We start from the raw sequence: 11,005 nt of genomic DNA, 5'->3' as shown, positions 1-11,005 counted from the left end.
ATGATGGTACTGGGACTCAGTCCTGTTTTTAATATGGGCAATTAACGTCGCTTACAGAAAACAGAAAAACCCGGAGACTGCCTGCTCTGACCTGTTCAGAACAGGGGCAGTCTCCGGGTTTTCGGCTTGCCGGCAGTCCGTCCTTCCTGCGGGAGGTATCCTGCAGGTATGTCTGCGTCTGCGGGGTCTGACTGTTTGCGGGACTGAATCAGGAAGCCACCTGGTCTGTGCTTTCCTGCTGACGCAGGATCGCGGTTTCCACATTCCTGAGCAGAGTCAGTGCCTGTCTGACAGCAGCTTTTTCCTTTCGCCGGACCAGAAAGCCGGTCCCTTCCAGTTCATGGCTGTAAGTGACACGAACCTGGTCCTTTCCCGCCGGTTCCAGGTCATAGCGCACATGCAGGGTTTTGCCGTCTGTGACAAAGCGGGCAGCGTACACCGCCGGTTCTTTCCATTCCGTAATCGTCACCCGGGTGCGGCGGGGGCCGGTTTTCTTTGACCAGCTGTATCCCGGCCGGATATCCGGCTTCTTTTCCCCGGTTTCCAGGATCAGCGATTTTTTCATGATGTCAAACAGCGCCTGGGCGCTGACATGCAGTGTGATTGTATCCTTCACAGGTTCTCCTTCTTCCGTACTGTGTTCAGGGACTGCGGCAAATCGTTGTCAGACAGATGCGTTTGTGCGTATCATGACGGAAACAGACTGTTCTGTTCCGGAGGAATTGCATGTACACTGACAGCCACTGCCACATCACCTGTGATGAATTATACCCTGACCTGGACAAGGTGCTGGAGAGAATGTCCGAAGTTTCCAGAGTCATGATTGTCTGCACAAATGAAACCGAATACCTTCGGGCTCTGGCAATCCGCCGGCGGGATCCGGAGCGTTTCCGGATTGCCTTTGGTTTTTATCCCGGTGACGCGGATGAAGTCACCAAAGAGCGTCTGGCGTTTCTGGACAATGCACTGGCTTCGGGCCACGTGGATGTGCTGGGGGAAATCGGACTGGACTATCACTGGCCGACACCGGCACGACAGGTGCAGAAAGACCTGTTTTCCACTCAGCTGGAGATGGCGGCCAGGTACGGTCTGCCCGTGGCGATCCATATGCGGGACGCCAGTCAGGATACCCTGATGATGCTGCGGGAAAAAGCCCGCACTCCCATCATCTTTCACTGTTTCTCCGGGTCTCCGGAAGTGATGCAGGAAGCTCTGAAGCTGGATTCCCTGATTTCCTTTGCCGGGCCTGTGACTTTCAAAAACGCGAAACACGGACCGGAATGCGTAAAAGCCTGTCCGCCGGACCGGATCCTGACAGAAACCGATTCTCCCTATCTGGCACCGGTGCCCATGCGGGGGAAGCGGAATGAGCCTGCCTACGTCATGTATACCGAGCAGAAGATTGCCGGGCTCAAGGACATGGATGAACTGGAGCTGGCGGCGCAGATTCAGGCAAACTTTGACCGTCTGTTCCGGGCACCCGAATCTGCTGACAGCGGTCAGACGCTCTGACGAGTTCTGACGAATGCAAACGGCAGACCGAACGGCTGAAAACCTGAAAAACTGCGGAGGGCGTCCGCAGTTTTTTCGTACATGACCAGTCATGACCGGCTGGTGAGAACCGGCTTTTTCCTGTTTCCGCCAGCCGGCGGTCAGGTTAATGATCATGCTTGTGACAAAGTTCCTTGATGGATTCCTCGGACTCTTCCACGGCTGAATTCAGAGCCAGGGACAGAGGCGCGTTGGTTTCAATGGCCTGGATCGTGGCAGCCAGCAGCGGTGCCACGGAAATGACGGTCATTTCTTCATACAGATCCCGTTTTTCGGTCTGGTCAATGGTATTCGTGCAGATGAATTCCTCCAGATCTGCGGCTTTCAGCCGGTCAATGGCCGGACCGGAAAGAATACCATGAGCACAGGCTGCATACACTTTGGTGGCGCCTTTGTCCCGGAGCATTTTGATGCCCGAGGTCAGCGTGCCGGCTGTATCCACCATATCGTCGATGATGATGGCTGTCTTGCCGTTCACATCTCCGATCAGGTTCATGGCTTCCGCCACATTGGGTTTGGGCCGGCGCTTGTCAATGATGGCAATGGGCGCATCCAGCTGTTCGGCCAGGCGTCTTGCCCGGACCACACCGCCGTGGTCGGGGGATACGACAACCAGATCCTTGCCGGTTTCCTTTTCCTTCAGGTATTCTCCCACCAGTGTCAGCGTCGTGATGTCATCTGCCGGTACATCGAAGAACCCCTGAATCTGTGTGGCGTGCAGGTCCATGGTGATGACACGGTCTGCGCCTGCCTGTTCCAGCAGACTGGCCACAAGCTTTGACGTGATCGGCTGCCGGGGTTTTGCCTTGCGGTCCTGTCTGGCATAGCCGAAATACGGAATCACTGCATTGATGGTTCTGGCGGAAGCACGCTTGGCCGCATCAATGCCGATCAGCAGTTCCATGAGGTTGTCGTTGACCGGATTGTTGGTGGACTGAATGAAGTACACATCCTTGCCCCGGACCGACTCGCCCAGCTCCACCAGGATCTCGCCATCCGCAAAGTGATTCACTGTGACTTTGCCAGGTTCCTGTCCCAGAATCTCGCAGACCTGATTCGCCAGCTCCTTGCTGGAAGAGAGTGCAAATACAATTGTGTTTTCCATGAAATTTCCTGAACTCCTATTAAATCATTACTCGTTTTTCAGGACCGCGAACGGACCTGCCTGTGCATCATCAGGCACTGTAACATTATACCCTCTGCAGGCATCGATGCAGGCTCTTTTTCCAATAACCGCATTCTCCAGCCGGGTTCCTGCCAGAATCCGCGCCCCGTCGCCGATGATGCTGCTGCCCAGGATCGTCACATCCGGTTCAATCAGCACATCCCGGCCAATGACGACATCCTTGCCGATCACCGTGCGGGCAGGATCGCAGATCTGAACGCCGTTTTTCATATGCCGTTCACAGATCTTCTGCTGCAGCCAAGACCAGGCAGCGGCCAGTTCGACAGGATCATTGATTCCTGCAGTCTCATCGGGATCATCGATGACGATGGCATCCACGCTTTTTCCTTCCTGCGCAAAGATCTTCACCAGATCCGTGATGTAGTACTCATTCTGCGCATTGTCCGGTGTCAGCTTTTTCAGCCCCTCAAAGAGATCCTGTGTGTCAAAGCAGTACATGCCTGCATTCACTTCCCGGATTTCCCGCTGCGCCGGCGTGCAGTCCTTCGCTTCCACGATGGCTGTCACACCGCCGTTTTCGTCCCGGACAATCCGGCCGTAATGTGCGCCGTCTTCCAGCACCGAGCTCAGCAGCGTCAGGCTCTTTCCTTCAGCCGCTTCGTACAGCTTTTTCAGTGTATCCGGCTGAATGCAGGGACCGTCTCCGTTGATGACCAGCGTCAGGCCGGTTTCCTGTGCCAGGGCTGTGGCCTGCATGGCCGCGTGTCCGGAGCCCAGCTGCGGTTCCTGAATGGCAAATTCCAGATCCGGGAATGCCTTTCTGACCTCATCGGCTCTGTAGCCGGCCACAACCACGATCCGGCTGGCTCCCGCTTCCTTCAGACCATCCACGATGTAGCCCAGCATAGGCCGGTCGATGATGGGATGCAGCACTTTGGGGGAATCGGATTTCATCCGGGTCCCCTTTCCGGCTGCCAGAATGATGGCGCTTCTCATAAATTCCTCTCCTTCTTTCAATTCAGTGCATCCAGCTGGGACTGCAGGGCGGCAATCTGACTGTTCAGGTCATCAATGCGGCTCTGGGCACTGTCGGTGGATCCCGCCAGGGCATCCAGTGCGCCCTGGGCGGAAGCCAGATCATTCTCCCGCGCCTGGATCACACCGGAGGCCTGATCCATCTGGGACTGAGCGGTAGAAAGCTGGGATTCCAAAGAGGACTTCTGACCTTTCAATTCATTCATTTTAGCCATCAATTCCTGTGCTTTGGGCGTCATCGGTGATTCCTCTTCATCTAATTGAGCATTTATATCATCCATGCTTAATTCAAGAGACTTTATTTGTGCCGACAAATCATTAACACTCTGCTGAGCCGAACCATAGGTGTTCTGGGCGTCTGCCAGAGCGGCATTGGCGCTGTCCACCCGGCTCTGGGCATCATTGATTTTTCCCTGGGCGCTGTCATACTCTGCCTGCGCCGAGGCCAGCTGACTCTGCAGCTGGGCAATCTGGTCTTTCAGCCGGGCTTTCTGTTCCGCGACTTCCGTATTGTTGTTGTCCTTGTCCGCCTTTTCGCCGGCTTTTTCCTCCGCCAGGATTTCATCAAAGGATTTTCCGGTTCTGTCCCGGAGAATTTCGTTGATTTCCCGTTTCTGTTTGTCCGTCAGTCTGTTCCAGCGGCTTTCGTAGTTTTTGATGCCGGTACCCGATGTGCCGGACAGACCCTGTGCCCAGGTTTTCAGCGCATCGAAATCCGCCTGTGTGTCCTTTTCTTCTGTCTTGTCGGCAGTCATGCTCTGCATCACGTGAGAGATGCCGAAAATGAGCAGGGCACCCAGGGCAATGACCGCAATGACAGCGGCAATGATTCCCGCAGCCCGCCAGTCTGTTTTTTTGTGTTCCTTCTGGCGTCCCCCTGAACGGCTGACCCGTTCCCGCTTGAGAGAAGGCCCCTTTTCCTCCTCGATCAGGCTGTCGATTTCTCCATTGTCCAGCACCACGGTGCTTTCCGGGGAGCTGGCGGTGTCTTCGATCTCCTTCGGGGCAAAGACCATGGTGCCTCCGGCCTCTTCCGGTTCCTGCACCACCGGCCTGTCCGTGACGATGGTGTCTCCGGAGAATCCGGAAGCAAAATCCGGAATGTCCCCTTCGTCCTCTGTATCAGGTTCTCTGTTGTCTCTGGCACTCAGCACCGGTCCGGTACCGGCTTTCTCCTCTTCCCGGGTATGGGAAAAAGCATCCATTTTCCGTTCCAGCTCTGTATCCTGGGACAAACTGTCCAGCAGCGCGTCCAGACGATCGTCCCGCTTTGATTGACTCATTCTGAATTTCCCCCTATCTTCTCAATGATACCATAGACCAGCCCCGCTGCAGCGCCGGCTTCCCGAACCCCCGGGGGCTGTCTGCCCGAAGGCTGCCGGGCCTGTTCGCGGCTGTTTGCCTGAAGGTGTCCGGACATGGATGACACGTGCCTCTTTTTCCTGCATCAACCCGCAAAGAACGAAGCATTCAGATGCCGGAGCAGTGACATTTCGGTTATAATTGAAACATGTGTTGAGGAGGGTTTACCCGGGTAAACCACAAGGAGTCGATCCATGAAACGAAGAAAACTGAAGAACGAGATCATTCAGAAATCCCTGGATCTCTTTCGGCAGCGAGGCTATGAGGCTGTATCCGTTCAGGACATCTGTGATGCCTGTGACATCACAAAGCCCACATTTTACAAATATCTGGCCAGCAAGCAGACCCTGCTGAGCTATTTCTTTTCCTCCATGGCGGAAGCCATTCCGGACGACTGGTACCGGATTCCGGAGGGAACAGACTGCTATCAGAAAATTCTGGACGGATATCTGATGTTCATGCGCCACGCCTGCGATCTGGGTCCGGATCTGTACAATCAGGTGTTCATTTCCAATCTGGAAGAATATATGGGCACCTTCAACGATGTGCCGGCTTTCACCGATCTGATGGTGGATCTCATCCGGGAAGCCCAGGAATGCGGACAGATCGGCAATCCCTCCGATCCTAAGTCCCTGTACAAGGCGGGGGTGGGAATGAGTCTGGGATATGGTGCCTACTGGTGTCTGGATGAAGGCCGCTGCAACATCCTGGAGGATTTCTGCCGGGATCTGGGTGCTGTGTTCATGCATCAGGACCGTGCCGGAAAGGAAGTGAAGGCATGAACAGGAAACGGCTGGAACAGATCGTGGATACAACCCTGACCATGTTCCGGGAAAAAGGGTTCGACAAAACCAGCGTCATGGACATCTGCAATGCCTGTCAGATCACCAAGCCCACATTCTACAAATATGTCAACAGCAAGGAGGAACCGCTCCGTCATTACTACGACGGAGCGCTGGAAGCCCTGCTGCAGGCCATGGATGAGCATCAGCCGTCCAATGACTATGTGGGGCTGATCTGGATTGGTCTTTCCATGACCGCTTCCCGGTCCATTGATCTGGGACCCGCACTTCTTTCCCGCTACATGATTCTCAACTTCCACGAGCACACCATCACAGCCCGGTACAGTGCCGGGGGCAAACAGCGCACAGTGGAAGCCATCCGCCTGGCGCAGGAAACCGGTCAGATCCGCAACACCAGCGATCCCGAGCAGCTGTTCATGGCTCTGAAGAACCTGAGCCTGGGTCTGACGCTGAAATGGATCATGACCAATGGCGCCTTTCCCTTTTTCCGGCAGTATGGCCGGATGGTGGAAGACATGATTCTTCCGGATTATGAGGCAGTTTACAGACAGACAGGCGTGGATCACCGGAAAAAAGCCGGATGAGCCCGCCTGTCTTTTTCATGGGCTGCCAGCCACAGCGGATGGGCTGCCAGCACCAGGGCTTCACAGCGTTCATCCCGGGCCAGGTCAAACAGTGCCTGAAGGGTGGCACCGGTGGTGATCACATCATCCAGTATCAGAAGCCGGCGGCCATCCTGCCTGCCGGGCTGCAGAGATGCAGGACGGATGAGATGAGCGACCTGGCGGCGGCTGTCCGGGTCGTTTTCCGACTGTTTGAACGCCGCCGTCTTTTCCCAGGGATGAATCAGATCCAGGTTCCAGGGCCGCAGCATTTCTGTCAGCGGATCAAATCCCCGTTCCAGATTTTTGTCCGGCCAGGATGCCAGGGCTGCCAGCTGTCTTTTTCTCAGCCGCCGGATCAGCCGGGGATGACCATGAAGGAACAGTCCGGCCAGCGCGATATCCTGGTCTTCCTTGTACTGAAACAGCAGCTGTTCCATGAATTCATTGTATTCATAGAGTACATGCACGTTATGGCCGTCAATCCGGTAGGTCCGGTTCAGCACATGGATGTTTTTTCTGCATTCAGGACACAGACAATCATCATCCAGCAGCAGCTGGGTAAAATCGGTGTTCAGCGAATATTCATTCAGGCAGAACAGACAGATTCGTTCATCCGGCGCAGCAAATCTGCGCATTGTTTCATGGAATCGCTCATGGAAGCCGCCAGACACAGACACTCTCCTTCCGGGTCATGAAAACTCCGGCCTGCCCGTCCGAATATCTGAACCAGGCTGGCCATGGTGAAAACGGGGTGGTCGCCCTTGAGAACGATCACCTGAACGGAAGGAACCGTGATTCCCCGTTCCAGCAGCGTGGTGGATACCAGAACATCGAAGTCCCGGTGGCGGAACCGGTTCATGATGTCGTCTTTGTCCGGGCTCTGACTGTGAATGCAGGGGCATTTCAGCAGCCTGGCCAGCCGCTTTCCATCCCGGATCCGGGGCACAAACACCAGGATCTGTTTCCCCCTCATCCGCCGCTGAAGAAACAGCAGCCGGATCACCTGCATCCAGACCGGAAGCAGAACAAAAACCGGTTCCGGCAGCAGTTTGCCATGGGGCCGCCGGAACAGTCTGGCAGCCTGCATCCGTCCGGCGCTGATTTCCCGGAGACTGTCTTCATCCGGTGTAGCCGACAGCATCAGTCTCACACCCCGGCAGCTGCGCCGGGCCAGTTCCTCCAGCAGCGCATTGCCCCGGTAGGGAAAGGCATCCAGCTCATCCAGAATCAGCAGGTCAAAGGCTTCCGGATACCGGTACAGCTGATGGGTGGTGCACACGATGAGATCTCCGTCTGTCACGGAGGTGAATCCCTCGCACACCGGCACCACCTCCAGTCCGGGAAACGCCGCCTGCAGACGGGAAGCAATTTCCAGCACCACCTGGCGCCGGGAAATCGCAAAGCACACTTTCTTCCCCTGTTTCAGAAACCAGTCAATGGACGCAAAGGTGATCTCTGTCTTGCCGGCGCCGGCAGCGGCATAGCAGAACACCGGCTCTCCCTGCCGGAGCCAGCCCAGAATCTGGTCCGAGACCTGTTTCTGATGCACTGTGAGTTCGAACTCCAGATGCACCTGACCGTTCCATACCGGCGGTTTCAGATGCGGCACCGGGATGGACTGACCTGCATCCAGACGGGAGAACGCCACACAGCGGCGGCAGTAGGGAATGCCCCGGTCCCAGCCAAACAGCCGGATATCCCGGTTTCCGCAGCGGTGGCAGATCAGATCCGGACATTCTCTTTCCCCTGCAGGCAAAGCGGTTCTCCGGGCAGACGCCCGGATCGTTCTGTGTTTTCTCTGTATCTCCATACTATTTATATTCGCCATTCTGCCTGAAATTTGCGAAAATTCCCCGGTTTTTTATATCATGGGAACATACAGGGGGAGAGATTCGATGAAAAAGAAGAAATGGCTGCCCATTCTGGTTGTCTGGCTTGTGCTGGGCGGTGTGGCAGTCTGGGGACTCTCGCAGTTTGTCACGGAACAGATCTGGAAGTCCCATAACTATATTGTGGAGAATCCAACTGCCACGGTGATGATCGATCCGGGACACGGCGGTTATGATTCCGGTGCTCTGGCAGCGGATGGAACCATGGAAAAGGACGTGGCGCTGGCACTGGCGCTCCAGACAGGTGAAAAACTGCACAATCTCGATCCGGGCATTCAGGTGATCTTCACCCGGTACGATGACAATGTATCCTGGCCGGACAACGAAGCGGAGGACCTGCAGGCCCGGGTGGCCATGGCCATCAATTACGGCGCCAATTATTATCTGGCCATTCACTGCAATTCTGCGGAGGATACCACTGCGCAGGGCCATTTCGGGATTGTCCGCCAGGATGATGCTGTGAGCCAGCGGATCTGCCAGAATCTGGACAATTATCTGACTGCCGCCAACTGGGGTCCTTCTCTCGGTTTCCGCCAGACCAGCGACATTGGCAGCATCTTTGTGGTCGACCAGCTGGGGATTCCCAGCATGCTGTTCGAAACCGGTTTTCTGTCCAATCCCTCGGAAGCCATGCAGATGCGTGACCCGGCCAATCAGGATGCCATTTCCACCGCCCTGGCTCAGGCTTACTATGATTCCATTCATGGTCTGGACACCGGGGTGAGTCTGCCGGCAGCCGCTGAACCGGCACCGGAGAATCAGATTCCCGATTCCGGATACACAGATCCTGTCTACACCGATGAAACGTACACGGAAGAATACATGCAGGAATAACGGATTTTCCATTGGAACTGCGCAAAAAAGAGTGCCTGACTGATACGGCACTCTTTTTGCATATGGCGGTTGTTCTGTGCTGCCGTCCGGTCCGTGAGCCTCTGTCAGCGCCGAAACAGCCCGGAAGCCCGGATCTGTTCGGCGGCTTTGCGGATCATGTCTTCATCCTGCACCATGGCGATGCGGACAAACCCTTCCCCCTGAGACCCGAACCGGATTCCCGGTGTCACCAGCACACCGGCTTTTTCCGCCAGCAGGCGGGCGAAGGTTTCAGAATCCATGCCCGAGGGAACAGGCGCCCAGAGAAACATCGTGGCTTTGCAGGGTGGAATCACCCAGCCGGCCTTGGCAAATTCTGCAATCAGACAGTTGCGCCGCCGTTCATATTCCTTCCGGGTCTCCGGAATGGCAGCACCCCCATGTTCCAGCGCTTCGATTCCTCCATACTGCACCGGGAGAAAAATGCCGTAATCCAGATTGGATTTCAGCTCCCTGTACGCCTGCACCGCTTCCCGGTTGCCGGCCATGACCCCCAGTCTGGCCCCGGCCATGCCATAGGTTTTGGAAAACGAATTCAGTTCCACACCGACTTCCCGGGCTCCGGGAAAGGAAAGAAAGCTTTTTCCCGGTTTTCCGTCATACACCAGTTCGGAATAGGCGTTGTCATGAATGACCAGAATGTCGTTCTCCCGCGCGAAGCGGATCAGCTTTTCGTAAAACCAGTCCGGGGCCGTGGCACCGGTGGGATTGTTGGGATAACTCACCAGCAGCAGCCTGGCATTCTTCCGATCCTCCGGACTGATGGCATCCAGATCCGGCAGGTACTGGTTTTCAGCCAGCAGCGGCATGTAAAGAACTCTGGCCTGAGCCAGCTGCGGCGCCTGTTCGTACACCGGATAATAGGGATTGGGGATCAGCACCCCGTCCCCCGGGTTGCAGAATACCAGCGGCAGATTCACCAGCGCTTCCTGACTGCCCTGCAGCAGGCAGATTTCCTCCGGATCCAGGAAAGTGTCATACCGTTTTTCATACCAGACACGCACAGCCTCCACCAGAGCCGGCAGCCCTTTGACTGCATACCGGTAGTTGCCGGGTATTCCCGCCGCCTCCTGAATTGCCTTCATGATGGAAGGTTCCGGCGCGATATCCGGAGAACCCAGTGTGAAATCTATGGCGCCCGGAGCCGCATATGCCTTTACATCGGCAAATGCCGGACGTTTGAAGCAGTCCATTCTCTCTGCAGTTTTCATGATTCATACCTCTGCTTTCCAATGGCAGCCACTGCCTGCATGTGATGCAGCCGTCATTCTGTACATTACCATGATATAGAAAAAAACGGCATGACGCCGTTTCCTGCTATTCTTCGTTCTTGAGTCCGTACTTCCGGTTAAACTTCTCGATACGTCCCTGCGCAGCGGCAAATCTCTGACGTCCAGTGAAGAACGGGTGGCAGTTGCTGCAGGTATCTACACGCAGTTCATCGCCCTTTACCGTACTACCGGATTCAAATTCTGCCCCGCAGGACGTGCATACGACTTTAACCTTGTGGTAATCGGGGTGGATTCCCTTTTTCATACGCTTGTCCTCCTTCCGCCTTGAGCCTCATGCGTGCCCAAAGTAAGTGCCTTGTAATGGTAACAGAAAAAATCAGTCCGGGCAATCCCGAAGAAACAAAAACCATCATCCTGTGTCTCCCGAAGCCAGGGACCCGGCTCTGAAAAACAGACCGCCCATGGTACGATATCCCGGGTCTTTCACAGTTCCATCTGAACATATCTCAGATTGGAATTTTTAATAATA

At 55.5% G+C, this 11,005-nt stretch carries 12 protein-coding genes; 4 read left to right on the top strand and 8 right to left on the bottom strand.

Going from position 1 to position 11,005, the window contains the following annotated elements; all coding sequences use genetic code 11:
* Positions 1–208 precede the first annotated feature (208 nt).
* Positions 209–616 carry a DUF3284 domain-containing protein gene (locus QZ305_RS11045; protein ID WP_294731997.1) on the bottom strand — a complete coding sequence of 136 codons (408 nt, stop codon included), beginning with the start codon at positions 614–616 and terminating at the stop codon, positions 209–211.
* A 110-nt stretch (positions 617–726) separates the two neighbouring features.
* On the opposite strand from QZ305_RS11045, the gene QZ305_RS11040 reads away from it, so the two are divergent.
* A complete protein-coding gene (locus QZ305_RS11040; RefSeq protein ID WP_294731996.1) occupies positions 727–1,512 on the top strand; it encodes a TatD family hydrolase in 786 nt (261 codons plus the stop codon).
* 145 nt (positions 1,513–1,657) lie between these two features.
* Here the strand turns inward: QZ305_RS11040 and QZ305_RS11035 are convergent, their stop codons facing one another.
* Genes QZ305_RS11035 through QZ305_RS11025 form a run of 3 tightly spaced genes read right to left on the bottom strand, consistent with a single transcriptional unit; the run spans position 1,658 to position 4,995 of the window.
* Positions 1,658–2,656: a ribose-phosphate pyrophosphokinase gene (locus QZ305_RS11035; RefSeq protein WP_294731995.1), complete on the bottom strand. Its 999-nt coding sequence runs from the start codon at positions 2,654–2,656 to the stop codon at positions 1,658–1,660.
* 27 nt (positions 2,657–2,683) lie between these two features.
* Positions 2,684–3,673: a bifunctional N-acetylglucosamine-1-phosphate uridyltransferase/glucosamine-1-phosphate acetyltransferase gene (locus QZ305_RS11030; protein WP_294731993.1), complete on the bottom strand. Its 990-nt coding sequence runs from the start codon at positions 3,671–3,673 to the stop codon at positions 2,684–2,686.
* Between the two features lie 17 nt (positions 3,674–3,690).
* Positions 3,691–4,995, bottom strand: coding sequence for a hypothetical protein (locus QZ305_RS11025; RefSeq protein ID WP_294731991.1), 1,305 nt, complete (start codon positions 4,993–4,995; stop codon positions 3,691–3,693).
* A gap of 273 nt (positions 4,996–5,268) precedes the next feature.
* Here QZ305_RS11025 and QZ305_RS11020 point away from each other — a divergent pair, with 273 nt between their 5' ends.
* Positions 5,269–5,856: a TetR/AcrR family transcriptional regulator gene (locus tag QZ305_RS11020; protein WP_294731990.1), complete on the top strand. Its 588-nt coding sequence runs from the start codon at positions 5,269–5,271 to the stop codon at positions 5,854–5,856.
* A complete protein-coding gene (locus QZ305_RS11015) occupies positions 5,853–6,461 on the top strand; it encodes a TetR/AcrR family transcriptional regulator (RefSeq protein ID WP_294731989.1) in 609 nt (202 codons plus the stop codon). The genes QZ305_RS11020 and QZ305_RS11015 overlap by 4 nt, the downstream gene beginning before the upstream one ends.
* On the opposite strand, the gene QZ305_RS11010 is transcribed toward QZ305_RS11015, so the two are convergent.
* Both QZ305_RS11010 and QZ305_RS11005 read right to left on the bottom strand, forming a co-directional pair.
* Complete coding sequence (locus QZ305_RS11010) at positions 6,440–7,117, bottom strand: ComF family protein (protein WP_294731988.1); 678 nt, start codon at positions 7,115–7,117, stop codon at positions 6,440–6,442. The two genes, QZ305_RS11015 and QZ305_RS11010, sit on opposite strands and share 22 nt — an antisense overlap.
* Positions 7,069–8,292, bottom strand: a complete 1,224-nt coding sequence (locus tag QZ305_RS11005) for a helicase-related protein (protein ID WP_294731987.1) — start codon at positions 8,290–8,292, stop codon at positions 7,069–7,071. Before QZ305_RS11005 ends, QZ305_RS11010 begins: the two co-directional genes overlap by 49 nt.
* Positions 8,293–8,377: 85 nt before the next feature.
* Between QZ305_RS11005 and QZ305_RS11000 the strand changes: the two genes are divergently transcribed.
* Complete coding sequence (locus QZ305_RS11000; protein ID WP_294731986.1) at positions 8,378–9,205, top strand: N-acetylmuramoyl-L-alanine amidase; 828 nt, start codon at positions 8,378–8,380, stop codon at positions 9,203–9,205.
* Between the two features lie 104 nt (positions 9,206–9,309).
* Here the strand turns inward: QZ305_RS11000 and QZ305_RS10995 are convergent, their stop codons facing one another.
* Entirely contained in the window at positions 9,310–10,455 is a 1,146-nt protein-coding gene (locus QZ305_RS10995) for an aminotransferase class I/II-fold pyridoxal phosphate-dependent enzyme (RefSeq protein WP_294731985.1), read from the bottom strand.
* A 106-nt stretch (positions 10,456–10,561) separates the two neighbouring features.
* Positions 10,562–10,780, bottom strand: a complete 219-nt coding sequence (gene rpmE, locus QZ305_RS10990) for a 50S ribosomal protein L31 (protein ID WP_294731984.1) — start codon at positions 10,778–10,780, stop codon at positions 10,562–10,564.
* Between the last annotated feature and the right edge of the window lie 225 nt (positions 10,781–11,005).

It is taken from the genome of uncultured Faecalibaculum sp., assembly GCF_910588395.1.
Lineage (GTDB): Bacteria > Bacillota_I > Bacilli_A > Erysipelotrichales > Erysipelotrichaceae > Faecalibaculum.
Note: the sequence above shows the minus strand (reverse complement) of the source record. Positions and strands in the feature narration are given on the sequence as shown.

What these genes read in the sequence shown, in the direction of transcription:
- QZ305_RS11040 (WP_294731996.1), top strand. Translation starts at nt 727, where the DNA reads ATGTACACTGACAGCCACTGCCACATCACCTGTGATGAATTATACCCT.
- QZ305_RS11035 (WP_294731995.1), bottom strand. Translation starts at nt 2,656, where the DNA reads ATGGAAAACACAATTGTATTTGCACTCTCTTCCAGCAAGGAGCTGGCG.
- QZ305_RS11030 (WP_294731993.1), bottom strand. Translation starts at nt 3,673, where the DNA reads ATGAGAAGCGCCATCATTCTGGCAGCCGGAAAGGGGACCCGGATGAAA.
- QZ305_RS11025 (WP_294731991.1), bottom strand. Translation starts at nt 4,995, where the DNA reads ATGAGTCAATCAAAGCGGGACGATCGTCTGGACGCGCTGCTGGACAGT.
- QZ305_RS11020 (WP_294731990.1), top strand. Translation starts at nt 5,269, where the DNA reads ATGAAACGAAGAAAACTGAAGAACGAGATCATTCAGAAATCCCTGGAT.
- QZ305_RS11015 (WP_294731989.1), top strand. Translation starts at nt 5,853, where the DNA reads ATGAACAGGAAACGGCTGGAACAGATCGTGGATACAACCCTGACCATG.
- QZ305_RS11010 (WP_294731988.1), bottom strand. Translation starts at nt 7,117, where the DNA reads ATGCGCAGATTTGCTGCGCCGGATGAACGAATCTGTCTGTTCTGCCTG.
- QZ305_RS11005 (WP_294731987.1), bottom strand. Translation starts at nt 8,292, where the DNA reads ATGGAGATACAGAGAAAACACAGAACGATCCGGGCGTCTGCCCGGAGA.
- QZ305_RS11000 (WP_294731986.1), top strand. Translation starts at nt 8,378, where the DNA reads ATGAAAAAGAAGAAATGGCTGCCCATTCTGGTTGTCTGGCTTGTGCTG.
- QZ305_RS10995 (WP_294731985.1), bottom strand. Translation starts at nt 10,455, where the DNA reads ATGAAAACTGCAGAGAGAATGGACTGCTTCAAACGTCCGGCATTTGCC.
- rpmE (WP_294731984.1), bottom strand. Translation starts at nt 10,780, where the DNA reads ATGAAAAAGGGAATCCACCCCGATTACCACAAGGTTAAAGTCGTATGC.